This is a genomic window from Terrabacter lapilli, from assembly GCF_039531305.1.
Classification (GTDB): Bacteria; Actinomycetota; Actinomycetes; order Actinomycetales; family Dermatophilaceae; genus Terrabacter; species Terrabacter lapilli.
Map to the genome: position 1 here is coordinate 237,054 of NZ_BAAAPU010000008.1, position 22,875 is coordinate 259,928.

Annotated in this window: 22 protein-coding genes; 12 read left to right on the forward strand and 10 right to left on the reverse strand. The window is 70.2% G+C overall.

From position 1 onward, the window contains the following. Positions 1 to 4: 4 nt before the first annotated feature. A complete protein-coding gene (locus ABD241_RS14855) occupies positions 5 to 1,720 on the reverse strand; it encodes a fumarate hydratase (RefSeq protein WP_344064128.1) in 1,716 nt (571 codons plus the stop codon). Positions 1,721 to 2,138: 418 nt separating this feature from the next. Between ABD241_RS14855 and ABD241_RS14860 the strand changes: the two genes are divergently transcribed. From ABD241_RS14860 to ABD241_RS14870, 3 genes are all read left to right on the forward strand, one after another. Beyond that, on the forward strand, positions 2,139 to 3,467 hold the full coding sequence (locus tag ABD241_RS14860) for an ABC transporter substrate-binding protein (RefSeq protein ID WP_344064131.1): 1,329 nt from the start codon (positions 2,139 to 2,141) through the stop codon (positions 3,465 to 3,467). Positions 3,468 to 3,545: 78 nt separating this feature from the next. Then, positions 3,546 to 4,529 (forward strand): carbohydrate ABC transporter permease, encoded by a 984-nt coding sequence (locus ABD241_RS14865; protein WP_344064135.1) that lies wholly within the window; start codon positions 3,546 to 3,548, stop codon positions 4,527 to 4,529. Then, positions 4,526 to 5,455, forward strand: a complete 930-nt coding sequence (locus tag ABD241_RS14870) for a carbohydrate ABC transporter permease (protein ID WP_344064138.1) — start codon at positions 4,526 to 4,528, stop codon at positions 5,453 to 5,455. Before ABD241_RS14865 ends, ABD241_RS14870 begins: the two co-directional genes overlap by 4 nt. An 81-nt stretch (positions 5,456 to 5,536) precedes the next feature. On the opposite strand, the gene ABD241_RS14875 is transcribed toward ABD241_RS14870, so the two are convergent. The 3 genes from ABD241_RS14875 to glpX form a co-directional block, all read right to left on the reverse strand. After that, positions 5,537 to 7,270 carry a substrate-binding domain-containing protein gene (locus ABD241_RS14875; RefSeq protein ID WP_344064142.1) on the reverse strand — a complete coding sequence of 578 codons (1,734 nt, stop codon included), beginning with the start codon at positions 7,268 to 7,270 and terminating at the stop codon, positions 5,537 to 5,539. Between the two features lie 126 nt (positions 7,271 to 7,396). Further along, positions 7,397 to 8,350, reverse strand: coding sequence for a carbohydrate kinase family protein (locus ABD241_RS14880; RefSeq protein WP_344064145.1), 954 nt, complete (start codon positions 8,348 to 8,350; stop codon positions 7,397 to 7,399). Then, positions 8,347 to 9,339 carry a class II fructose-bisphosphatase gene (glpX, locus tag ABD241_RS14885; protein ID WP_344064148.1) on the reverse strand — a complete coding sequence of 331 codons (993 nt, stop codon included), beginning with the start codon at positions 9,337 to 9,339 and terminating at the stop codon, positions 8,347 to 8,349. Before glpX ends, ABD241_RS14880 begins: the two co-directional genes overlap by 4 nt. 98 nt (positions 9,340 to 9,437) lie before the next feature. Between glpX and ABD241_RS14890 the strand changes: the two genes are divergently transcribed. Further along, complete coding sequence (locus ABD241_RS14890) at positions 9,438 to 10,172, forward strand: DUF4245 domain-containing protein (protein WP_344064151.1); 735 nt, start codon at positions 9,438 to 9,440, stop codon at positions 10,170 to 10,172. A 29-nt stretch (positions 10,173 to 10,201) separates the two neighbouring features. Here ABD241_RS14890 and ABD241_RS14895 read toward each other — a convergent pair whose 3' ends face one another. Next, on the reverse strand, positions 10,202 to 10,483 hold the full coding sequence (locus tag ABD241_RS14895) for an exodeoxyribonuclease VII small subunit (RefSeq protein ID WP_344064154.1): 282 nt from the start codon (positions 10,481 to 10,483) through the stop codon (positions 10,202 to 10,204). Positions 10,484 to 10,493: 10 nt separating this feature from the next. Further along, positions 10,494 to 11,888, reverse strand: a complete 1,395-nt coding sequence (gene xseA, locus ABD241_RS14900) for an exodeoxyribonuclease VII large subunit (protein ID WP_344064223.1) — start codon at positions 11,886 to 11,888, stop codon at positions 10,494 to 10,496. A 115-nt stretch (positions 11,889 to 12,003) separates the two neighbouring features. Here xseA and ABD241_RS14905 point away from each other — a divergent pair, with 115 nt between their 5' ends. Beyond that, positions 12,004 to 13,038, forward strand: coding sequence for a 4-hydroxy-3-methylbut-2-enyl diphosphate reductase (locus ABD241_RS14905; RefSeq protein ID WP_344064157.1), 1,035 nt, complete (start codon positions 12,004 to 12,006; stop codon positions 13,036 to 13,038). Between the two features lie 198 nt (positions 13,039 to 13,236). Here ABD241_RS14905 and ABD241_RS14910 read toward each other — a convergent pair whose 3' ends face one another. Beyond that, positions 13,237 to 14,439, reverse strand: a complete 1,203-nt coding sequence (locus tag ABD241_RS14910; protein ID WP_344064160.1) for a DNA recombination protein RmuC — start codon at positions 14,437 to 14,439, stop codon at positions 13,237 to 13,239. 63 nt (positions 14,440 to 14,502) lie between these two features. Between ABD241_RS14910 and ABD241_RS14915 the strand changes: the two genes are divergently transcribed. The 3 genes from ABD241_RS14915 (at position 14,503) to ychF (ending at position 17,048) form a co-directional block, all read left to right on the forward strand. Beyond that, a complete protein-coding gene (locus ABD241_RS14915; protein ID WP_344064163.1) occupies positions 14,503 to 15,342 on the forward strand; it encodes a thioesterase family protein in 840 nt (279 codons plus the stop codon). A gap of 13 nt (positions 15,343 to 15,355) precedes the next feature. Then, positions 15,356 to 15,895, forward strand: a complete 540-nt coding sequence (locus ABD241_RS14920) for a histidine phosphatase family protein (protein WP_344064166.1) — start codon at positions 15,356 to 15,358, stop codon at positions 15,893 to 15,895. A 67-nt stretch (positions 15,896 to 15,962) separates the two neighbouring features. Continuing rightward, positions 15,963 to 17,048, forward strand: coding sequence for a redox-regulated ATPase YchF (gene ychF, locus ABD241_RS14925; protein WP_344064169.1), 1,086 nt, complete (start codon positions 15,963 to 15,965; stop codon positions 17,046 to 17,048). A 72-nt stretch (positions 17,049 to 17,120) separates the two neighbouring features. Here the strand turns inward: ychF and ABD241_RS14930 are convergent, their stop codons facing one another. Beyond that, positions 17,121 to 17,273, reverse strand: a complete 153-nt coding sequence (locus ABD241_RS14930) for a hypothetical protein (RefSeq protein ID WP_344064172.1) — start codon at positions 17,271 to 17,273, stop codon at positions 17,121 to 17,123. 194 nt (positions 17,274 to 17,467) lie between these two features. On the opposite strand from ABD241_RS14930, the gene ABD241_RS14935 reads away from it, so the two are divergent. From ABD241_RS14935 to ABD241_RS14945, 3 genes are all read left to right on the forward strand, one after another. Beyond that, positions 17,468 to 18,049 (forward strand): hypothetical protein, encoded by a 582-nt coding sequence (locus ABD241_RS14935; protein WP_344064175.1) that lies wholly within the window; start codon positions 17,468 to 17,470, stop codon positions 18,047 to 18,049. A gap of 160 nt (positions 18,050 to 18,209) precedes the next feature. Next, on the forward strand, positions 18,210 to 18,935 hold the full coding sequence (locus ABD241_RS14940) for a hypothetical protein (RefSeq protein ID WP_344064178.1): 726 nt from the start codon (positions 18,210 to 18,212) through the stop codon (positions 18,933 to 18,935). An 11-nt stretch (positions 18,936 to 18,946) separates the two neighbouring features. Next, a complete protein-coding gene (locus tag ABD241_RS14945; protein ID WP_344064181.1) occupies positions 18,947 to 19,690 on the forward strand; it encodes a GAF and ANTAR domain-containing protein in 744 nt (247 codons plus the stop codon). Between the two features lie 65 nt (positions 19,691 to 19,755). On the opposite strand, the gene ABD241_RS14950 is transcribed toward ABD241_RS14945, so the two are convergent. Together ABD241_RS14950 and ABD241_RS14955 are read right to left on the reverse strand one after the other, a co-directional pair. After that, the gene (locus ABD241_RS14950) at positions 19,756 to 20,490 is read right to left on the reverse strand and encodes a GAF and ANTAR domain-containing protein (RefSeq protein ID WP_344064184.1); all 735 of its coding nucleotides are present in this window, start codon (positions 20,488 to 20,490) and stop codon (positions 19,756 to 19,758) included. Between the two features lie 46 nt (positions 20,491 to 20,536). Beyond that, entirely contained in the window at positions 20,537 to 21,271 is a 735-nt protein-coding gene (locus ABD241_RS14955; RefSeq protein WP_344064187.1) for a GAF and ANTAR domain-containing protein, read from the reverse strand. 518 nt (positions 21,272 to 21,789) lie between these two features. Between ABD241_RS14955 and ABD241_RS14960 the strand changes: the two genes are divergently transcribed. Further along, positions 21,790 to 22,809 carry a fatty acid desaturase family protein gene (locus tag ABD241_RS14960; protein ID WP_344064190.1) on the forward strand — a complete coding sequence of 340 codons (1,020 nt, stop codon included), beginning with the start codon at positions 21,790 to 21,792 and terminating at the stop codon, positions 22,807 to 22,809. The last annotated feature ends 66 nt before the right edge of the window (positions 22,810 to 22,875 follow it).

The following is a 22,875-nucleotide window of genomic DNA, read 5'->3' on the forward strand; positions in this document are numbered from 1 at the left end:
TGACTTACTGGAGACCGGGTCGCCTGGAGATGGTGAACGCCATCGGCTTGCTCACCTCGGCGAAGAAGTCGTTGCCCTTGTCGTCGACGACGATGAAGGCCGGGAAGTCCTCGACCTCGATCTTCCACACCGCCTCCATGCCGAGCTCGGGGTACTCGAGGACCTCGACGTGCTTGATGCAGTCCTGGGCCAGGCGTGCCGCGGGGCCGCCGATCGAGCCGAGGTAGAAGCCGCCGTGCGCGGCGCAGGCGTCGGTGACCTGCTTGCTCCGGTTGCCCTTCGCGAGCATCACCTTGCTGCCGCCGGCGGCCTGGAACTGGTCGACGTAGGAGTCCATGCGTCCGGCGGTGGTCGGCCCGAACGAGCCGGACGGCATACCCTCCGGCGTCTTGGCGGGGCCGGCGTAGTAGACCGGGTGGTCCTTGAGGTACTGCGGCATCGGCTCGCCGGCGTCGAGGCGTTCCTTGATCTTGGCGTGCGCGATGTCGCGGGCCACGACCAGCGGCCCGGTCAGCGAGAGCCGCGTCTTGACCGGGTGCCTGGACAGCTCGGCGAGGATGTCGTCCATCGGCTGCGTCAGGTCGACCTTGACGACGACGTTGCGGCTCGTCGAGCTGACGCCGATGGCGTCGTCCTCGTGCTCGCCGAGGTCGACGGCACCGGTGTCGGGCAGGAAGCGGGCCGGGTCGGTCTCGAGCTGCTCGAGAAAGACGCCGTCGGCGGTGATCTTGCCGAGGACCTGGCGGTCGGCCGAGCACGAGACGGCAATGGCCACCGGCAGGCTCGCGCCGTGGCGGGGGAGGCGCACGACGCGCACGTCGTGGCAGAAGTACTTGCCGCCGAACTGGGCGCCGATGCCGAACTGCCGGGTCAGCTCGAGGACCCGCTCCTCGAGCTCGGTGTCGCGGAAGCCGTGGGCCGTGACCGGGTCGCCCGACTTGGGCAGCGTGTCGAGGTACTTCGCCGACGCGTACTTCGCGGTCTTCAGGGCGAACTCGGCGCTCGTGCCGCCGATCACGATGGCCAGGTGGTAGGGCGGGCACGCAGCCGTGCCGAGCGAGCGCAGCTTCTCGTCGAGGAAGCGCATCATCGCCTCCTCGTTGAGGATCGCCTTCGTCTCCTGGTAGAGGTAGCTCTTGTTGGCCGAACCGCCACCCTTGGCCATGAACAGGAACTTGTATGCCGCCTCGTGGCCCGGCGCCGTGTCCGCGTAGATCTCCACCTGCGCGGGGAGGTTGGAGCCGGTGTTCCTCTCCTCCCACGTCGTGATCGGTGCCATCTGGGAGTAGCGCAGGTTGAGCCGGGTGTAGGCGTCGTAGACGCCTTGGCTGATCGCGCGCTCGTCGGTGCCCTGGGTCAGCACGTGCTGGCCCCGTTTGCCCATGACGATGGCGGTGCCGGTGTCCTGGCACATGGGCAGCACGCCGCCGGCGGCGATGTTGGCGTTCTTGAGCAGGTCGAGGGCGACGAACTTGTCGTTGTTGCTCGCCTCGGGGTCCTCGAGGATGTTGCGCAGCTGCTGCAGGTGGCCAGGCCGCAGGTAGTGCGCGATGTCGTGCATCGCGGTCTCGGTGAGCAGCCGCAGGGCCTCGGGATCCACCTCGAGGAACGTGCGTCCTCCCGGCCCGTCGACGGCGCGCACGCCCTCGGTCGTCAGCAGTCGGTACGGCGTCTCGTCGGCGCCGATGGGCAGCAGGTCCTCGTAGGCGAACTCAGCCATCACTCACGTGTCCTCGATGTCGTTCCTCGGAGCCGACCTCGTCGCTCGCGCTCCTGCGCCGCCCAAGGCACGACGCCGTCTGCGAGCCTAATCGGTCGCCCCCGCCGGGCCTCAGGTGGTCTCGACCGTCCGGGGTGAGCCCGAAGTGCGAGGAATCCGGCTCTGGGAGAGCCTCGTCGCGTGGTCACATCACGATTCGGGTAGTAACAGCATGGCAAAACCCTGTTGAGGGTGTGGCGAGTGTCACTCTGGTTGGTGTTCAGTGTGACTACGCGAACTCTGCTCTAGATGGACGGCGCCGACCGTCAGCACCACCGTCCGGCGGTGACGCCGGGCACACCTGTTTGGAACCGGCATGAGACGTGACCGGTCAGCTTTGGGGCCGATGGAGCCCCCAACCCTCCGAGGAGGAGCAGGCATGATCAATCGCAGGGCTACCGTGACAGCGTTGGTGGGGATCGGTGTCGCCGGTCTGGCAGCGGGGTGTCTGTCGTCCAACTCTGGTGGCAGCGCCTCCAACGGTTCGGCCGCCAGCGGGCCGGGCAAGACCACGGTCGAGGTCATGTACGGCCTGGGGCCGGACACCGAGCCGGGCTTCAAGGCCGACGTGTCCGCGTGGGCGGCGAAGAACGGCATCACCGTCAAGTTCACGAAGTCGGCCTCGTGGGACACCGAGATCCGCACCCGCGTCCAGGGCGGCAACCCGCCTGACGTCGGGCTCTTCCCGCAGCCGGGCCTCATGTGCGACCTGGCCAAGCAGAAGAAGCTCGTGCCGTTCGACGACGCCACGGTGACCACCGACAAGGCGACGCTCGTCCCCGGCTTCGCCGAGGCCGGCACGTGCGCCGACGGCAAGGTCTACGGCCTGCCCAACGAGGTGAGCGTCAAGAGCATCATCTGGACCGACGCCCCGGCGTTCAAGGCCGGCGGCTACACCGTGCCCAGGACCCTCGACGACCTGCTGGCTCTCTCGGCGAAGATCAAGGCCGACGGCAAGACCCCGTGGTGCATCGCGGCCGAGTCCGGGCAGGCGACCGGCTGGCCCATCACCGACTGGATCGAGGACCTCGTCCTGCGCATCGCGGGCCCGGACAACTACGACAAGTGGGTCAAGGGCCAGCTGAAGTTCAACAGCCCCGAGATCAAGCCCGCGTGGGAGTACTTCCAGAAGATCGCCTTCACCGACGGCTGGGTCCGCGGCGGCACCAAGTCCATCCCGGCGACCAACTTCCAGACCGGTGGCAACGCCATGTTCACCCAGCCCCCCGGCTGCTACCTGTTCAAGCAGGCCACGTTCGTCGCGAACAAGGGCGGCTTCCCCGACTCGATCATCTCCAAGCTCGACAGCGAGACCCAGCCGATGCCGTTCCCCGCGAAGACGGCGGGCAACAACGCGGTGCTCGTCGCCGGTGACCTGGTGTCGACGTTCAACAACGACCCCACCTCGATCAAGCTGCGCAACTTCATCGCGAGCAAGGAGAACGGCACGCAGCAGGCGAAGAACGGTGCGTTCTCGCCGCACAAGACGGCCGACGTGTCGCTCCTCCCGAACAAGACGCTCCAGACCATCGCCAGCGAGGTTCTCTACAAGGCGTCGGTGGCGCGCTTCGACGGCTCCGACGCCATGCCCGCCAAGGTCGGTGCCGGCACCTTCTGGACCGAGCCGGTCAAGTGGCTCTCGGGTCAGCAGGACCTCGACACCACCCTCAACAACATCGACGACAGCTTCCCCAAGTCCAGCAGCTGACGCCGCCTGACCGCGAGGGTGACCGGTAGGTCGCCCTCGCGGTCGACAGCGCATTCTCCACTCGAGAGAGGAAGTGCCATGGCCATCAAGATCGCCAACGCAGTGATCGCGATCCTCGGCGGCATCGGCGGCGCCATCATCATCTTCTGGATCCTCAACAAGCTGGCCGAGTCGCTCAAGGGCCGTTGGGAGGACCGGGTCAAACCGTGGATGTTCGCGGGGCCGGCGATCCTCGCTATCGCCGTCTACCTGATCTACCCGGCCATCGTGACGATCCAGTACAGCTTCGCCAACGAGGACTCCACGGCGTACGTCGGTTTCAAGAACTACGTGGACATCCTGACCGACAGCACGTTCCTGAAGGTGATCTTCAACAACGTCCTGTGGATCATCATCGTCCCGGCCCTGACGGTCGTCCTGGGTCTCGGCGTCGCCGTGCTCGCCGACCGGCTCCGCGCCCGCGGTGAGAAGACGACGAAGACCTTCATCTTCCTGCCGATGGCGATCAGCATGGTCGGTGCCGCCACGATCTGGCGCACCGTCTACGACTACCAGCCCGAGGGTGCCCCGCAGACCGGCATCCTCAACGCGATCCTCGGCTTCTTCGGGAAGGCCCCGGTCTTCTGGTACGGCCAGAGCACCCTGCACCTCAACAGCCTGCTCCTGATGATCATCCTGATCTGGACGCAGGTCGGCTACTCGATGGTGCTGCTGTCGGCCGCGATCAAGGGCGTTCCCGAGGACACCGTGGAGGCGGGTCGGATCGACGGGGCCGGTGAGCGGCGGATCTTCTTCAGCATCATCGTTCCCCAGATCTGGCCGACCGTGATCACGGTCTTCATCACCGTCCTCATCGGCGTCATGAAGGTCTTCGACGTCGTCTACGTCACGACCAACGGCGCCTACAACACCGACGTCATCGTGCGCCGCTTCTACGACGAGCTCTACACGCAGGGCAACAACGGCATCGCGTCCGCGATCGTCGTCATCCTGCTCCTCGCCGTCATCCCGATCCTGATCTACCAGGTCCGCCACTTCAAGGCCGAGGAGGCAGCACGATGACCACCACGGTCCAGCCGGGCACGGGCACGCCGGCCGAAGAGCCGCAGATCATCCGGCAGAGCAGGCCCGGTTCGGGCTCTGGATCGGCCAACTGGCCGGTGCGCATCGGGCTGATCATCCTCTGCATCACGTGGATGATCCCGGCGCTCGGCATGCTCGTGAACTCGTTCCGTCCGCGTGACGAGCAGTTCGCCTCGGGCTGGTGGACGGCGTTCTTCAACCCCTTCGGATCCTCGTGGACGCTCCAGAACTACACGACCGTGCTGACGTCCGACGCGGCCGGCATCCCGATGGCACAGGCGTTCCTCAACAGCCTCATCGTTGCGGTGCCGGCGACGGTGATCCCGATCCTCATCGCAGCCTTCGCCGCCTACGCGTTCACGTTCATGCAGTGGCGGGGCCGCGACGTCGTCTTCGTCATCATCGTCGGGCTACTGGTCGTGCCGAATGCGGTGGCGTTCGTCCCGCTGGTCAAGCTCTACTCGGCCCTCGGGCTCAACGGCACCTTCATCGCGGTCTGGCTCGCCCACATCGGCTTCGGCATGCCGCTCGCCATCTACATCCTGCGCACCTACATGTCCGGCCTGCCCACGGCGGTCATCGAGTCGGCGAAGATCGACGGAGCCAGCCACTTCACGACGTTCTGGCGGCTCATCATGCCGATGTCGATGCCGGCCCTGGCGTCCTTCGCGATCTTCCAGTTCCTCTGGGTCTGGAACGACCTGCTCGTGGCGCTGATCTTCCTCGGCCGCGGTGACAACACCGTCGCGACCGTGGCCCTGCAGGGTCTGCAGGGCCAGACCGGCGCGGGTCGTGAGCTCATCCCCGCCGCGGGCTACATCACGATCATCGTGCCGATCATCGTGTTCCTGTCGCTGCAGCGGTACTTCATCCGCGGCATGACCTCGGGTGCGGTCAAGGGCTGACGTCCGCGCCGAGACCTCCCGCACGACGAAGGGTCGTGGCCCCGCCCGGGGCCACGACCCTTCGTCGTGTCGGTGATGCAGCTAGACGCAGCGGCCGTTCTTGCAGCTGTGGTCGAACAGGGCTCGCGCCAGCACGGTCTTCATGTCGCCCGCGGAGGGCGCCGCGTAGAACTTCGAGTGCGTCATGGTCGAGATCTGCGACAGCGCGGCGGGGTCGACATCGGGTCCGACCCCGATGGTGGTGACGGCGACCGGACGCTCCGGGTCCCACGCGGCCTGGAGCCTGGCCTCGAGCTGCTGCAGGGTCATGCCGTTGGGGTCGTCGTTGCGACCGTCGGTGAGGATGACGACGGCGTTGACGCGGTCGGGGTCGTAGTCCTGCTGCGCCTGCTGGTAGGCGGCCCAGATGGTGTCGTAGAGGCCGGTGCCGCCTCCGATGTGGCTCGAGAGGCTCCCGAGGGCCTGGGCCACGGCCTGGCGGTGCTGGGCGTCGTCGAGGCGACCGATCGGGGCCAGCTCGCGGTAGTCGACGCCGTTGACCCCGAGGTCGGTGGAGAACATCCACAGTCCCAGCTTGGTCGAGGGGGGCAGCGTCGCCAAGGCGATGCCCGCGGCCTCCTGCGTGACGCCCATGCGGGTGGTCGCGCCCACCTTCTGCTTCATCGACCCCGACACGTCGAACACCGACAGGAGCGAGAAGTCGGCGGTGACGGCCTGCCACGCGTCGGTGGCTGCGGTGACGGAGGCCGGGTCGACGCTCGCGCCGACGGTCACCGTCCCGACGCTGCCCTTCGGGGACGCGACGGCGACCGGGTGGGCGGTGGACCGCAGGCCGTACTGGGCGAGCACCGTGGCGGCCGCCGGTGTCGCGAGGTGGGCCCGGAGCTGCTCGACGAGCCGGGCCCGGGCCGGGTCGGTCGCGACGTCGACGAGCGAGAACTCGAACGGCGGCGTGCCCTCGCGCGGCGTGACGGAGACCATGGGGTGGCTGGGGGACACGCGGTTGTGCTGGAGGAGGTCGGCCTCGGCCACCGGGAACGCCGGAGCCTGGGCCGGGTCGGCGTCGTGCGCGCGGAAGAGCTCGTCGACCGACGCGGCGGTGGTCCTCGCGAGCGCGGGGAGGGCAGTGCGGTCCTGTTCCTGGGAGAGCCCCGGCAGGGCCGAGGCGAGGGTCAGCATCCCCGCCGTGGTGGACCGCGGGTCGCTCATCCGAAGAGCGCCGTCGCCGGCGACGAGGTCGCGCCACGAGGGCTGGGCGCTGAGCCGACCCGCCTGCTGGGGGTCCATCGCGATGACGAGAGGGCTCTTGGCGAAGGGGGCGGCCGGCTTGGCGGCGAGCTTGGCCGTGGCCTTGGCGCGCTGCACCCACTGCTCCGAGTCGGGCACCCAGCCGTCCGGGCGACCGGGCTGCCCGGGACCGAGCCCGATCATGGCCTCCACCGGGGACTTGGCGGTGACGGCGAAGTGGACGCAGCCGGAGGCGGGCTCGGCCTCGTACTCCTTGGCGACAGCGGCGAGGGCGGGCTGTGCCGCCTGCGACACCCACAGGGACACGGTGGAGCGAGTGGGGCACGCTGCCGCGCTCGGCGAGGCGCCGGTCGGCGAGTCGGCCCCGCGGGCGTTGCGCCAGGCGAGGCCGCCGACGACTCCCGCTGCCAGTAGCAGGAGCGCGACGGCAGTGGCGATGACGCGACTACGCCGGCGAGCAGCCCGCTCGGCGAGCTGGGCCTGGCGGGCCTCGCGTCTGGCGCGGCTCTCGATCAGGCTCTGCTCGTAGGGACCGATTCGTCGTTGTGGAGGGGTGGGGTCGGGCACGAGGTGTTCCTCACTGGAGGGCGCCCCGACTCTGGGGCGCCAGCCGGACCTGCGGCCGATGTCACCGGCAGGTCGCCCAGCATGGTGCCCCAGGCATCGACCTTCTGTCGAATGCCCGATTTGTCCTCAGGGCAAGTCGATTCGCGTCGGCGCGTGTGCGCCGGCGCGCTCGACGGTGAGTGCTCCGGTGCGCAGCGCGCGCTCCACCGCGGGGAGGACGTCATCGATCGTCGCCTGCCGCAGACGAGCCCGTGCGTCCGGCCCACCGAGCAGCCCTGCGTCGATGAGCCCCGACACCAGGCCGGCCATGAAGGAGTCGCCCGCCCCGACCGTGTCGACGACCTGCACCACGGGGGCAGGCAGAGCCTGCTGCTCACGGGTGCGGGTGACCCGGACGACCGCGCCCTCACCGCCGCGGGTCACGACGACCAGCGCGGGGCCGAGCTCACCCCACGCCCGAGTGACCTCGTCGAGGGACTCGCCGGGGCACAGCCAGGCGACGTCCTCGTCGCTCAGCTTGACGACGTCGGAGAGGGCGACGTTGCTCTCGACGGTGTGTCGGGCCTGCTCGGGCCGTCCCATGAGAGACGGGCGCGCATTGGGGTCGTACGACACGGTCGCACCGAACCTGCGGGCCTCGGCGAGGATCTCGCGCACCTGCTCGCCCCCGGGCGGCAGCACCGCACCGATGCTGCCGGTGTGGACGTGGCCGTATGCCGCGAGCCCGGGGACCGACGCCAGCTGCCACTCGAGGTCGAACACGTACGTCGCGGCGCCGTCCGCGTCGAGCGTGGCGTGGGCGACCGACGTGAACGCGGCTCCCTGCGATCCGGGGGTGAGGGCGACCCCCCGCTGACGGCATACCTCCTCGATCCGTCGGCCCCGCTCGTCGGTGGCGATCCACGTCGCCAGGTCGACGGGGTGGTCGAGCGCCGCGAGCCCGAAGGCGACGTTGGCGGGGCTGCCGCCCACGTGCTCGAGGGTCGCCCCGGCCGAGGTGGTCACGGCGTCGACGAGGGCCTCCCCGACGACCAGCGTGCGCACGGGGTCGACGGACTCCATCGCAGCCGGGCCGCTCACGCGTCGATCATCTCGGCGCTGCCGAACCAGCCGGGCCGGTCGAAACGGTGCTCGCTGTGGATGGTGCGGATCGTGCCGCTGCGGGAGCGCATGACGAGGGAGTTGGTGCGCGCCGACTTCGCGCCGTAGCGGACGCCCCGCAGCAGCTCGCCGTCGGTGATGCCGGTGGCGACGAAGAAGCACTCGCCGGTCACGAGGTCGTCGGTGGACAGCACGCGATCGAGGTCGTGACCGGCGTCGATGGCCTTCTGGCGCTCCTCGTCGTCCCGCGGCCACAGCCGGCCCTGGATGACGCCGCCGGTGCACTTGATGGCGCACGCCGCGATGATGCCCTCGGGGGTGCCACCGATGCCGAGGAGCAGGTCGACACCGGTGCCCGGCCGGGCCGCCATCACTGCGCCCGCGACGTCGCCGTCGACGATGTAACGGATGCGCGCGCCCGTGGTGCGGATCTCCTCGGCGAGCCCCTGGTGGCGTGGGCGATCCAGCATCACGACCGTGACGTCGGCCGGAGTCTCCCTCTTGGCCTTGGCGATTCGGCGGATGTTCTCGGCTACCGGGAGGCGGATGTCGACGACGTCGGCGGCCTCGGGACCGGTCGCGATCTTGTCCATGTAGAAGACGGCGGAGGGGTCGTACATCGCACCCCTGTTGGCGACCGCCATGACGGCGACGGCGTTGTTCATGCCCTTGGCCGTCAGGGTCGTCCCGTCGATCGGGTCGACGGCGACGTCCACCTCGGGGCCCGTCCCGTCACCGACCTCCTCACCGTTGAAGAGCATCGGTGCGTTGTCCTTCTCACCCTCGCCGATGACGACGACGCCGCGCATGCTGACGGTCGAGATCATCGCGCGCATCGCCTCGACGGCGGCGCCGTCGGCCTTGTTCTTCTCGCCGCGGCCGACCCAGCGGCCTCCGGCCATGGCTGCTGCCTCGGTCACCCTGACCAGCTCGAGAGCGAGGTTGCGATCGGGCTGGCTGTGCTTCATCAGGTGGTCCTCCGTCGGCGCAGAACGAGTCGGCGCCAGCCTATCGGTGGGCAGGCCCCGGTTTGGACCGCGTCGCGGAGTCGGGGACGATGAGAGACATGAGCACCCCGTCGACACCGTCGACGCCGTCGTCCGAGAGCGCCCCTCCCACCCCTGACGCGGCTCCCGCCCCGTCCGCGGAGCAGGCCGCGGCGGTCGAGCCGGCACGACCGCAGGAGCGGGGCGGCGAGCAGGCAGCCGCACCGGCAGCGCCGCGGAGCCGCTACTCCCTCGGCACCTTCCCGAACATGATCCGCTCGATGGTCGTCATCGGCCTCTTCGTGCTCGCCCTCGTGGCGATCGTCCCGCGCATCACGGGGGTCCAGCGTCCGGCGGTCGACGCGGCCGGCAAGGCCGCCCAGGTCGCCGCGCAGACCTCGTGGCCGGTGCTCGTTCCCCAGGGACTCGGTCAGGGCTGGGTGCCCACCGTCGCGACGTATGCGCCGGGTACCGACCAGGTGGCGACCTTCACCACCGTATGGACCACGCCGAGCGGCGCCGACATCGCCCTCAAGCAGGCGGCGGGCGCGACCCAGGGCTGGCTCAGCCGGTCCGTCAACGACGGGCAGGCCGCGGGTCGGGTCACGGTCTCCGGTCGCTCGTTCGACAAGTACGTTGCGAGCAGCGTGAACCAGATCGCCTACGTGGCCAAGGGATCCGGGGTCAAGGCGGTCACCGTCGTGGCGAGCGGCACCGCGCCCGAGGACGAGCTCAAGGCCTTCGTGGCGGCGCTGGCGCCCGTGAAGCCCGCAGCCGGTGTCAAGCCGGCGCCAGCACCGACGACCGCGGGCTGAGCCCGACTCCGGTCAGGGGTCGTCCTGGGTCAGGACTCGTCCTCGTCGAAGATCTCGTCGTCGGCGTGCAGCTCGCCGCCGCCGGGGGCCGGGCGCGTGGCGCGCTCGATCTCGGCCTGCGCGCCGTCGAGCCAGGTGGCGCAGTGCGCGGCGAGCGCCTCGCCGCGGCGCCAGAGCTGCATCGAGTCCTCGAGCGGCGCCTGCCCGGCCTCGAGCTTGGCCACGATGGCGATGAGCTCCTCGCGGGCGTCCTCGTAGCGCATCCCGGCGATGTCGGGGAACGAGCCGTCGGTCGTCGTCGCGTCAGCCATGGGCGACACCCTATGACCCCGCGCCGTCAGCGGTGTCAGCCGTCGAGCCGCCGGCCGCGCGGGTCTTCCGGGGCTCCGATGCGGTCGCCCTCGATGCGGTCGCCCTCGATGCGGTCGCCTTCGATGCGGTTGCCTTCGATGCGGTCGCCTTCGATGCCGTGGCCGGTGCCTCGTCGGTGCCGGCGCCGACCGGCCGGACCCCGAAGTCACCGCGGGCCACGCGGACCCGCAGGAGCTCGCCGACGCCGACGTCGTCCTGGTCCATGACGATCCGCCCGTCGCGGTGCTGCACGACGGCATACCCCCGCTCGAGCGTCGACTGCGGGGAGAGGGCGACGACCTGGCGGCGCAGGTGCTCGACCTGGTCGCCGGCACGGTGGAGGCGTGCCTCCATGCGGGTGGTCGCCCGCCCGCGCAGGGCGGCGATCTCCTGGCGCCGCGCCCGGACGAGCGCCACGGGGTCGGCCATGACCGGTCGGGAGACCAGCGACCGCAGGCCTGAGCGTTCGGCCTCGACGCGCCGGACGAGGGCCCGGCGGACGCGGTCGCGGGCGGTCTCGACGAGGGCGCGCTCGTGCGCCGCGTCCGGGACGACCTTCTTGCCGGCGTCGGTCGGCGTGGAGGCGCGCCAGTCGGCGACGAGGTCGAGCAGTGGCTGGTCCACGTCGTGGCCGATGGCGCTGATGACCGGGGTGCGGGCCTGTGCGACCGCGCGGATCATCGCCTCGTTGGAGAAGGGGAGCAGCTCCTCGAGGGCCCCACCGCCGCGCGCGATGACGATGACGTCGACGGCCGTGATCGCGTCGAGCTCCCGCAGGGCCTCGACGACCTCGGTGACGGCGGTGGTGCCCTGGACCGCGACCTCGCGGATCTCGAACGCGACGGCAGGCCAACGCCGCCGCGCGTTCTCGACGACGTCCTTCTCCGCCGCCGAGTTGCGGCCGGTGATCAGCCCGACGCGGTGCGGGAGGAAGGGGATGGGCCGCTTCCGGTCGGCATCGAAGACGCCCTCGGCCGCGAGTGTCCGCTTGAGGATCTCGACCCGGGCCAGCAGGTCGCCGATGCCCACGGGCCGGATCTGGCGCGCCTCGAGCTGGAGGGTGCCGCGCTTGGTCCAGAAGGTCGGCTTGGCCTGCAGCACGACCCGCGCGCCCTGGGCCAGGGGGATGGGCATCGCGTTGACGGCGTTCATCGGGACGGAGACCGACAGGGACATGTCGACGTCGGGGTCGCGCAGCGTCAGGAACGCGGTGGCGCCGCGCGGGTTGAACTGCACGACCTGGCCCTCGACCCAGAGCTGGCTCATGCGGTCGACGTAGTCGGAGATCTTCAGGCTGAGCACCCGCACCGGCCACGGCTGCTCGGCCGTGGTGTCGGCGGCCTTGTCGGGCAGCGGGCTCGTCATGCTCACCCGCGCCACCCTAAGGGTCTGCGCCCACGGCGGGGCCGGACCACCGCGTCGCGGGGGGGTGACAGGCGGCGAATCGGGCAGGCGGGGACACTCCCCGTACGATGGCTGCATGAGCCAGACCGCCGACCAGACGTCCGCCAAGAAGGTCCTCCTCGCGGCGCCACGCGGCTACTGCGCCGGCGTGGACCGGGCCGTCGTGACGGTCGAGAAGGCCTTGGAGCTCTACGGGCCGCCCGTCTACGTCCGCAAGCAGATCGTGCACAACAAGCACGTCGTGACGACGCTCGAGAAGCGCGGCGCCATCTTCGTCGACGAGACCGACGAGGTGCCCGAGGGCGCGACCGTCATCTTCTCCGCTCATGGTGTGGCCCCCGTCGTGCACGACGAGGCGCGGGCCCGCAGCCTCAAGACGATCGACGCCACGTGCCCGCTGGTCACGAAGGTGCACCGCGAGGCCGTCCGCTTCGCCGACGACGACTTCGACATCCTGCTCATCGGGCACGAGGGGCACGAGGAGGTCGTCGGCACCTCCGGTGAGGCGCCTGAGCACATCACGCTCGTCGACGGCCCGGACGACGTCGACAACGTCACCGTGCGCGACCCGGAGAAGGTCGTCTGGCTGTCGCAGACCACGCTGTCGGTGGACGAGACGATGGAGACCGTCGCGCGCCTGAAGGAGAAGTTCCCGGCGCTGCAGAGCCCCCCGTCCGACGACATCTGCTACGCCACGCAGAACCGCCAGCTGGCGGTCAAGCAGATGGCCAAGGACACCGACCTGATGATCGTCGTCGGCTCGCGCAACAGCTCCAACTCCGTACGCCTCGTCGAGGTGGCGCTCGAGCACGGCGCTCGCGCCGGACATCTCGTCGACTTCGCCGACGAGATCCAGCCCGAGTGGCTCGAGGGCGTCTCCACGGTGGGCGTGACCTCCGGCGCCAGCGTGCCCGAGGTGCTCGTCCGCGACGTCCTGGCCTGGCTCGCCGAGCGCGGCTACGGCGAGGTCGAGCCCGTGGTCGCCGCGGAGGAGTCGCTGCTGTTCTCGCTGCCCCGCGAGCTGCGCCGCGACCTCAAGGCCCGTGACGGCTCGGACGCCGGGACGGTGCGGCACGACGCCGCCTTCGAGGAGTCCGGCTCGCTCCACTGACCTGACCGCCAGGCCCGACCGGAACCGCGCCGTGGCGCACTTTCGGCCGGGGTCGGGGCCGGCAGGAACCTGGAACCGCGCCGTGGCGCACTTTCGGCCGGGGTCGGGGGCCGGCGGGAGCCTGTAACCGCGCCGTGGCGCACCCTCGGCCAGCCTCGACCCGCTCGCACCTCGTCCGGTGCGGCGGCCCCCGCCGAGTCAGGCGGACGCCTCCCCGGCGCCGGGAAGCCGGTGGGCCGCCTCGCGATCGAGGTAGGCCTCGTCCCGCGCCGTGCGCCCCAGGTCGTCGGTCAGCTCGGCGGCGCTCAGCGACCGCGGGGCGACCTCGAGCGGGACGAGCGCCGCCGGCTGCTCGCTCGCCAACTGCAGCTCGTGCATGCGCCGCGCCGTGACGAGCACCCGCGACTCGAGGGTGCCGACGAACTTGTTGTACTGCTCCACCGAGCGCGACAGGGACTGGCCCATCGTGGTCACGTGACCGCCGAGCGTGGTGAGCCGGGCGTAGAGCTCCTGGCCGATGGCGAGCAGCTCACGCGCGTTCTGCTCGAGGGCGTCCTGCTGCCAGACGGCGCCGATGGTGCGGAGCACCGCGAAGAGGGTGCCCGGCGAGGCGAGGACGACCTTGCGGGACAGGGCGTGCTCGTAGAGACCCGGGTCGTCGGACAGTGCCGTGGCGAGGATCGCCTCGCCCGGGACGAAGCAGATGACGACCTCGGGGGAGCGGGTGAAGGCAGTCCAGTACGCCTTGGCGGCCAGGCCCTCGACGTGCCGGCGCAGCGACGTCGCGTGCGCCGCGAGGAGCTCGGCCCGCTCGAGCTCGGAGACCGTGTCGCCGTGGGCCTGGAGGAAGTGGGCCATCGGCGCCTTGGAGTCGACGACGACGTGACGCCCCCCGGGCAGATTGATGACGGCGTCGGGACGCACGCCGGCGCCGTGACGGCTCACGCCGCTGACCTGCTCGTCGAAGTCGCAGCGGGCCAGCAGCCCGGACAGCTCGAGCACCCGTCGCAGCTGCACCTCGCCCCAGGCGCCGCGCACCGTCGAGGCGTTGAGGGCGCTCGCGAGAGTGGCCGTCTCGGACCGCAGCGACTCGGTGGAGCGGCTCACCTCGGTCAGGCGCTCGCCGAGCTGGCCGAACTGCAGCGAGCGGTCGCGCTCGAGCGCCCCGACCTGTCGCTCCACGCGCCCGATCGTGTCGCGCAGGGGAGCGAGGAGACTCGCTGTCGCGTCGTCCACCTCGCGTGCGGCCTCGAGGTCGGCCACCCGCTCGCGGAGCACGTCGCGCTCCGCCTCCGCGCCCGCCGAGCGCGCCAGCAGCGTGGATCGGGCGGACAGCCAGGCGAGGAGCGCGCCCAGCACCGCGCCGATGACGAGGCCGACGAGCAGAGCGGTGAGGTCCATGGGAGCACCGTCCCAGAGAGCGCCGACAGCGTGCGGACGCGACACGTCTGTTACACCTTGTCCGTGAGCGAGTACGACGACGCGACCCGGCTCGAGACCGGCGACGACCCCACCCGGCGGCACGGAGCCTTCTCCGAGGAGTGGATGATCGGCAACGCCGTCAACGGTGGCCTCGTCATGGCCACGGCGTTGCGCGCGCTCGGCGAGCACCTTGCGGCAGACCCGGGCGAGACGACCGAGCACGTCGACCCGGTGGTGCTCTCGGCGTACTTCATGACCGCCTCGCAGCCCGGCCCCTTCACCGTCACGACGGAGGTCATGCGCTGCGGGCGCAGCCTGTCCACGGGGCAGATGACGATCCACCAGCCGGGCGACGACGGTGGTCCGGTCGAGCGGATGCGGGCGATCGGCTCGTTCGGCAACCTCGACGGGCTCGACATCCAGCGCCAGGCGTCGCCGCCGGAGATGCCCCCGCCGGAGCAGTGCCTCTCGGCCGACCAGGCACCGCCCGGCTTCCTGTCCAACGCCAAGTTCCTCGACCGCCTCGACCTGCGGCTCGACCCCGACACGGCCGGCTGGGCCCTCGGCAAGCCGTCGATGCGCGGCGTGATGCGCGGCTGGCTCCGCCTGCGTGATGGACGCGAGCCGGACACGACGCTCCTCATGCTCGCGCTCGACGCCCTGCCCCCGGTCGCGTTCGACCTCGGCCTCTTCGGGTGGACGCCCACGCTCGAGTTCACCGGACACGTGCGTCGCCGGCCCGAGCCGGGCTGGCTGCAGGTCGCGCTCGGCAGCGACACGCTCGGCGGCGGCATGATGGAGGAGGACGCGATGATCTGGGACTCCGCCGGCAACCTCGTGGCCCAGTCGCGCCAGCTCTGCGGCGTGCGCACCGCACGGTGAGAGCACAGCCCGGATGAGCGTGCAGCTGGTCTACGAGACGCACTCGATCACGGAGGACAACGAGGCCGGCATCGCGACCGGCTGGCTGCCGGGACGGCTCTCGGAGCAGGGTCGGCTCCTCGCCGTCGAGCTGGGGCAGCGGCGCCCGGCCGACGGGTTCGCGGCCGTCTGGTCCTCGGACCTCGACCGCGCCGTCGAGACCGCCGAGCTGGCGTATGCCGGCAGCGGCGTGCCGCTGCACGTGGACGCCCGGCTGCGCGAGTGCGACTACGGCGCGCTCAACGGCCGCCCGGTGGGGGAGCTCCACCGCGTGCGGCTCGACCATGTCGACGAGCCCTTCCCGGGCGGGGGCCAGAGCTACCGGGACGTCGTCGAGGCGACGGCAGGGTTCGTCGAGGACCTGCGCCGCGACCATGCCGGCGAGCGGGTGCTCGTCATCGCGCACTCGGCCAACCGGTGGGCCCTGCAGCACCTGCTCGACGGCACGCCGCTCGAGCACCTCGTCAGCGCGCCGTTCGAGTGGCAGCCCGGCTGGGAGTGGACGCTGGCGTGAGCGGAGGGTGACGGCATACGCCCTCGTGGTCGGGACGCCGCCGGAACGCCACTAAACTCTTGTCCTCGTGGCACTCACCATCGGAATCGTCGGTCTCCCCAACGTCGGCAAGTCGACGCTCTTCAACGCGTTGACGAAGAACAACGTGCTCGCCGCGAACTACCCCTTCGCGACCATCGAGCCGAACGTCGGCGTCGTCCCGCTGCCCGACCCACGACTGAAGGTGCTCGCCGAGATCTTCAGCTCCGAGAAGATCCTCCCGGCGACGGTCAGCTTCGTCGACATCGCCGGCATCGTCCGCGGCGCGAGCGAGGGGGAGGGGCTCGGCAACAAGTTCCTCGCCAACATCCGCGAGGCCGACGCCATCTGCCAGGTCGTGCGCGCCTTCGAGGACGGCGACGTCGTCCACGTCGACGGCAAGGTGAGCCCGGCGAGCGACATCGAGACGATCCACACCGAGCTCATCCTGGCCGACCTGCAGACCCTCGAGAAGGCCGTGCCGCGTCTCGAGAAGGAGGCGCGGGTCAACAAGGAGAAGAAGCCCGCGCTCGACCTGGCGCTCGCCGCGCAGAAGGTCCTCGAGGAGGGGCACACGCTGTATGCCGCCGGGCCGGCCGCCGGGGTCGACCTGGGCGAGGCCAAGCAGCTGGGGCTGCTGACGACCAAGCCGTTCATCTACGTCTTCAACCTCGACGAGGAGCAGCTGGCCGACGCCGAGCTGCAGGCGTCGCTTCGCGAGCTCGCCGCCCCGGCCGACGCGGTGTTCCTCAACGCCAAGCTGGAGATGGACCTCATGGAGATGGAGCCCGACGAGGCCCTCGAGCTGCTCCAGAGCTTCGGCGCCGAGGAGTCCGGGCTCGATCAGCTGGCCCGCACCGGTTTCCACACCCTCGGCCTGCAGACGTACCTCACGGCCGGGCCCAAGGAGTCGCGCGCCTGGACGATCGGGAAGGGCTGGACCGCCCCCATGGCTGCCGGCGTCATCCACACCGACTTCCAGCGCGGCTTCATCAAGGCCGAGGTCGTCAGCTTCGAGGACCTCGTGGCGGCCGGGAACATGAACGCGGCGAAGGCGGCCGGCAAGGTCCGCATCGAGGGCAAGGACTACGTCATGGCCGACGGCGACGTCGTGGAGTTCCGCTTCAACGTCTGACGGTCGAGCGCTCCCGGACACTCGTAGCCTGACGCCAGCGCCCGGTCGCCCTCGCCGCACGTCTAGATGCGGCTACGACCAGGGGTTGTCCGCCTTGTCGCGCATCTGCTTGGTCCACCGCAGCTCCTGCGCACCACATCGCTGGCAGACGAGCATGTCCTTGTCCCCGGGTTTGGTGCGGAACATGTGGCCCATGATCCAGCAGGGGAAGTTCCTCAGTCGCACCTCTCGAGTCTCCTCCCGTCGAGCCGAGCTGGTGACGGTTTCTGCCGGCAGAGTGAGCGCCCGCTGTGATGCGACTGGACGTTGACCGCGAACGCGGCGCGGAGGATCGTGGATCAGCACAGGGCCTCGTCGGGCGGCGCCCGACCAGTGCCCTGTCACCGCCTCAGTCCGCGATCGAGCGAGGGGAAGCGGCCATGGGAATCCGGGGCGAGCTCGGTCGGCTGGTCGGCAAGGGCGGCACGGCCGATCACAACGGCGCGTCCACGCACCGGCAGGTGCCCGAGGCCGAGCAGGCGCGCGACCTCGCCCGGTACAAGTACCTGGTGCGAGTCGCCTCCAGCGAAGGCCTCGAACAGGCTCACCAAGCGGCGTTCGCTGAGCTGCTCCCGGAGCAGCGCGAGCGCCTGTTCCTGCGTCTGTGCCACGACCTGCCCGAGGAGGACCGGCCGATCAGCAGCTCTCCGACCGAGCTCGCGCACGCCGCGGTGGTGGCGCAGGAAGCCGACCACGGGTACCTCGTTCGGATGCTGCGTCGGCCAGGTCACGGCGTGACCGAATCCCACTCCACTGCCTCCTCAGCAGGACACTCCTTGTTCGCCGACTCGGTGCTGGGGCAGGTTGCTGCGGCCGCCGCCCGCTCGGAGGCGGTGAGCACTTCGCTGGCCGGGTTCGAGAACTCGCTCGAGGCGGCGCAGCTCGAGGCGTCCGTCTTCGTGCGCCCGCCCGATCCCCGCGGGCACGCCGCTTGGGAGGCCGGGGTCGGCGGAGGCGTCTGACGCCGGCTCCACTCCCGGGCACTGCGTACAACAGCCCGGCCACCTCATGAGCTCGACGACTCCTGCGCGATTCCCCCGCCGCCCACCCATCTGGCCTACCCTTGAGGTGGTAGCCCCAGACCCCGGCACCCGACACGTGCCCGGCAGGCTGGAGATACCGTTGACCAATCAACTCGACGTACGTGTCGCCGGCCGTGATTGCACCCAGGCGGTGACCCGCCCCACTCTCGTCCCGCTCCGGCCGGCTCCGCTGGAAGACGAGACGCTGCGGGAGGAGATCGAGCTCCTGCTGGATGTCATGGCCAGCGTGGCGGACTGCCCCGGGCACCTGACATCCGAGCAGGTCGATGCTGCGCTGGGACTTCCGGATGAGGAGCCTCGCGTTCATCGCATCGATCGCAGGGCGACCCGGAAGACCCGTAAGACCCGTAAGACCCGGTCGACCCGTAAGACCGGGAAGACCCGGGTGCCCGGCGCGATGGGCGACCTCTTCCTGCCCGAGCCGGAGCACTGGGACGCAAGTGGCAACAGCTGCCACCGGCACGTCTGGGCCTCGATGCTGTCGCGCCTCGCAGCGGAACGGGTGCCGCCGACTCGTAAGGCCGTCGAACGGGTGCTCGCTGACGCCTTCCGCGCCGTCGTCGGCGTCGACCTCAGCCCTGACCCGCTCCCCGAGGCCATGAGGCAGGTGTACTGGCTGCATGTGACGGGCAACGAGATGTCCAGCGGCGTCGTCGACGTCGAGGAGTGGAAGCACCGACTGATCCCACTCCTGCTCAACCGAGTCGAGCCCACCACGCCCGGCCGTGTGTCGAGCGAGGCAGCGTCCTACCAGCAGTGTCAGCACCGGACAGAGCGGGTAGGCGCACGGCCGCACATGACCTAGGCTTCCGGGTCATGGCCCCTGAAGTCGACGCCGGACGAGGACTCCCGTCCCCCGCTGACACGGGCACCACCAGCGACGACGACCAGCTCGCACGCCAGCTGAGTGACTTCGCCAGGCGAGCCCAGTCGGAGGAGGACCCTGGCCTCATGCTCGACGAGATCGTCAAGGCGGCCCTCGCGTTGATTCCCGGTGTGGACGAGGCCTCGATCAGTGTCACCACGGGACGGCGCGATGTCAGCTCGCAGCACCCCTCGGGAGAGCTGCCCGCGAAGGTCGACGCCGTGCAGACGGAGACCGGGCAGGGGCCGTGCATCGATGCCGCGTACGAGCACGAGACGGTCCGCGTTCCCGACATGTCCAGCGAGGACCGCTGGCCGAGGTTCGCCGCCCGCGCCTCCGCGCTCGGAGCAGCGAGCATGCTCTCGATCCAGCTGTGGGTGGAGAACGACAACCTCGGCGCGCTGAACCTCTACAGCTACACGGCCGACAGCTTCACCGACGAGTCCGAACACGTCGGTCTGCTCTTCGCCAGCCACGCCGCCATCGCCTTCGCCGGCGCCGACAGGGTCCACCACCTCAACATCGCGGTCGCTCGGCGCGACCTGATCGGGCAGGTCAAGGGCATTCTCATGGAACGCTTCAAGATCACCGCCGACCAGGCATTCGGCATTCTCGTCCGGGTGAGCCAGGAGAGGAACCGCAAGCTCTTCGAGGTCGCCGAGGACCTCGCCCAGACGGGGCAGCTCAAGGTGTGACCCAGCCCGGCAACGCTGTCGTTACCCCTCCCCAACGGGGGCTCGTCCAACGGTGACGACGCCGGCTAGTGCGCGGCGACGGTCAGCTCCGGGTGGCTCGCCTGGTCGTGCAGGAGCGCGTCCGCGACGTCGGTGAGGCGGTAGTGGTTGCGCCGGCTGTAGGCGCGCAACATCTCGAAGGCCATGTCCGGGGTGACGGCGTGGAGCTGGGACAGGGCGCCCTTGGCCTGCTCGACGGTGATGCGGCTGTTCAATGCGCGCTGCAGCTGCTCGGTGAGCAGCTCGCCGCGCCTGATGGTCCGCTCCTGCAGGATGCCGATGGTGGCCACGTCGGCCAGGGCCTGCAGCAGGTGGGTGTCGGCGTCGGAGAAGACCCTGGACTCGACGTCGAAGAGGTTCAGTGCACCGATGACGGTTCGCTGGTGGCGGAGCGGGAAGGCATGCACCGCATGGAAGCCCGCCCTGACGGCACGCGGGGCGAAGAGCGGCCAACGCTCGGTCGCCGTCTCGAGCTCGGGCTCCCGGATCGCAGCGCCGCCGCGGTAGCAGCCCTGGCAGGGGCCCTCCTCGCGCTGGACCTGGAAGAGCTCGACGAGCCGGGCCGACTCCGTCGATGCGGCCATGAACTGGAGGTGACCGTTCTCGTCGCTGAGCAGGAGGCCGGAAGCCGAGGAGCCCGTCAGTTCGGCTGCACGCTGGGTGACCACGGTGAGGAAGTCGATCAGGTCGAAGTCGTCGACGAGGGTGTCGGCGACCTGGACGAAGGTCTCGGCGAGACGCTCCCTGGAAATGGCGCTCATGCTGGTCTCCCGTCGACCCGGTGGCTGCGGCAGGGCATCGTCGTGGTCACACGTCCTCCCGGGTGAAGACAATGGTACCGGCGAGGACCTCGCGGGCGATGTCCGCAATGGGACGGCTGCTGGCGTACGCGTGGGCTCGAAGACGGACCATCGCCTCCTCGAGGGAGGTCCGCAGCTGGACCATGACGACGCCCTGCGCCTGGTAGACCTCGGGGCTCAGGGGAAAGGCATCACCCAGTCCATCGGCGACCTCCCCGACCGGCGCGCCGGCAGGCAGTTCCAGCATCGTGGTCAGACAGATCCGCGCCAGGCACAGCGCGTCCCGCAAGGCCTCGGGCGTGAGAGGCCCTTCCCGGTATCGGTAGACGTCGAGGACCCCGAGCCGGGCCGCGCCGGCGTGCACCGGGAAGGCGAAGGCGGCGTTGACGCCTTCCTCCAGAGCGGCCGCACCGTATGCCGGCCAGCGACGCCTCCCCGTTCGTCGCATGTCCTCCTCGAGCACCGGGCTGCGGGCGGCCGACGCCTCGACGCACGGACCTTCGCCCAGGGTGAACTGGATGTCCTCCAGACGGCGGAAGAGCGGACTGGAAGCGGCGATGGTGCCCAGCGGACGGGCGTCCCTGTCCATCATCGTGACCCCTGCTCCGTCGGAGGGCAGCAACCGCACGGCAACCCGACAGATCCGGTCGAGCCGATCGGCAAGGGCGCTCCCACCGACCAGAGCCGGCTCGTCGTCGATGAGCCTCAGGACGTGATGCAAGCGCTCGAGAGCAGCGCTCACCGGCGTGATCCTGATGATCCGGCACGCTCCTGCATGGCTCTGCGTCCTGCCTTCTGCCGAGATCGCTGGTGCCTGGTGCCACGAGTCTAGGCGCCGACCAGGTGCAGTGGTCGCTCGCAGATCGTCAGCGCTATGTAGCGGTGTCGCCCGCATAAAGCGGTGTGCGATAGTCGAGTGTTGCTTGCAGGCGTGCCCCTGGACCCCGGTCCCGCCGTGATGGCGCTGGTTCGGCGTGGGTTCTTCGGCCCGCACGGGAGCCGGCGTACCCGACGTCCCGTGGGCGCCTGAGCCCGCGGGACGGTCCCCTGCTTCGCGCGGCCTCCGGCACCCGGACGGAACGTGGCTCCGGGGAACGCACCTTGCGCGTCGTACCTCGACCCGCGACCGAGCGGAGCTCGCCGATGTCAGCACCAACGAACGTGCCGCAGTCCCGGAGGTCGTCGACGTCGCAGGCTGACGGTGACGATGGCCCTCGGGGTTCGCGGTCCTCGACCGCTGCCAGTGACTTCACAGCCCTGATGCGACAGGCTCAACAGCTGGGTTTGCTGCGACGGCGCTACGGCTACTACTGGACGCTGCTCGTCGGGGCGGCGGTCGCGGTCTCGGTGTGGGTCGCCGGGTTCATCCTGCTGGGGGACAGCTGGTGGCAGCTGGCCATGGCCGTCGCGCTGGCGGTCATCATGACGCAGGTCGCGTTCCTGGGGCACGACGCGGCACACCGACAGATCTTCAGGTCGGCGGCCTGGAACGACTGGGTCAGCCTGGTCCTGGCGAACCTGCTCGTCGGAATCAGCTACGGCTGGTGGCGCGCCAAGCACAACCGCCACCACGCCAGCCCGAACAAGGACGGTGCGGACCCCGACATCGCGCCGGGAGCCATCGCGCTCACGCCCGAACCGGCCGACCGTCCTCGCGGACCGGTCGTGCGTTGGCTCGTGACGCATCAAGGCTGGTACTTCTTCCCGCTCACCCTGCTGGAGGGCTTCTCCCTCCACTGGAAGGGCATCCGCGGGATCGCCTCGCGCTCCTCGATGCCTCGCCGGTGGATCGAGGCGCTGCTCCTGACGGTCCGGCTGGGTGGCTTCGCTGCGCTCGCCTTCGTGGTCCTGCCGCCGGGCAAGGCCGTGCTGTTCCTGACCGTGCAGGTCGCCGTCTTCGGGTTCTACCTCGGGTGCGCCTTCGCGCCCAACCACATCGGGATGCCCCTGGTCCCCGCCACCCTCAAGCTGGACTTCCTCCGCCGTCAGGTCCTGGTCAGCCGCAACATCACGGGCGGACGCGCCGTCTCGGTCCTGATGGGCGGGCTGAACCACCAGATCGAGCACCACCTGTTCCCCTCGATCGCCCGACCGCACCTGCGCACGATCGCGCCCCTCGTGGCGGCCTACTGTGCCACCCAGGGGATCCCCTACACGCAGACCAGCCTCGCGATGGCGTACCGGCATGTCCTTCGCCACCTCAACCAGGTCGGCCTCGCCGGGAACGACCCCTTTCTCTGCCCGCTGGTCGCGCAGCGCCGATCCCTCGACCCCCGCTAGGTGTACCCGGCCACCACGTTGGTAGCGGCGTGCCTGGTTGAACGAACGAGAACCTCCGAATGGGAT

Excerpts from the sequence above, each read along its gene's own strand:
- ABD241_RS14945 (WP_344064181.1), top strand. The coding sequence starts at position 18,947 with ATGGCCCCTGAAGTCGACGCCGGACGAGGACTCCCGTCCCCCGCTGAC.
- ABD241_RS14935 (WP_344064175.1), top strand. The coding sequence starts at position 17,468 with ATGGGAATCCGGGGCGAGCTCGGTCGGCTGGTCGGCAAGGGCGGCACG.
- ABD241_RS14950 (WP_344064184.1), bottom strand. The coding sequence starts at position 20,490 with ATGAGCGCCATTTCCAGGGAGCGTCTCGCCGAGACCTTCGTCCAGGTC.
- ABD241_RS14890 (WP_344064151.1), top strand. The coding sequence starts at position 9,438 with ATGAGCACCCCGTCGACACCGTCGACGCCGTCGTCCGAGAGCGCCCCT.
- glpX (WP_344064148.1), bottom strand. The coding sequence starts at position 9,339 with ATGAAGCACAGCCAGCCCGATCGCAACCTCGCTCTCGAGCTGGTCAGG.
- ABD241_RS14860 (WP_344064131.1), top strand. The coding sequence starts at position 2,139 with ATGATCAATCGCAGGGCTACCGTGACAGCGTTGGTGGGGATCGGTGTC.
- ABD241_RS14910 (WP_344064160.1), bottom strand. The coding sequence starts at position 14,439 with ATGGACCTCACCGCTCTGCTCGTCGGCCTCGTCATCGGCGCGGTGCTG.
- ABD241_RS14870 (WP_344064138.1), top strand. The coding sequence starts at position 4,526 with ATGACCACCACGGTCCAGCCGGGCACGGGCACGCCGGCCGAAGAGCCG.
- ABD241_RS14895 (WP_344064154.1), bottom strand. The coding sequence starts at position 10,483 with ATGGCTGACGCGACGACGACCGACGGCTCGTTCCCCGACATCGCCGGG.
- ABD241_RS14960 (WP_344064190.1), top strand. The coding sequence starts at position 21,790 with ATGCGACAGGCTCAACAGCTGGGTTTGCTGCGACGGCGCTACGGCTAC.
- xseA (WP_344064223.1), bottom strand. The coding sequence starts at position 11,888 with ATGACGAGCCCGCTGCCCGACAAGGCCGCCGACACCACGGCCGAGCAG.
- ABD241_RS14855 (WP_344064128.1), bottom strand. The coding sequence starts at position 1,720 with ATGGCTGAGTTCGCCTACGAGGACCTGCTGCCCATCGGCGCCGACGAG.
- ABD241_RS14905 (WP_344064157.1), top strand. The coding sequence starts at position 12,004 with ATGAGCCAGACCGCCGACCAGACGTCCGCCAAGAAGGTCCTCCTCGCG.
- ABD241_RS14865 (WP_344064135.1), top strand. The coding sequence starts at position 3,546 with ATGGCCATCAAGATCGCCAACGCAGTGATCGCGATCCTCGGCGGCATC.
- ABD241_RS14920 (WP_344064166.1), top strand. The coding sequence starts at position 15,356 with ATGAGCGTGCAGCTGGTCTACGAGACGCACTCGATCACGGAGGACAAC.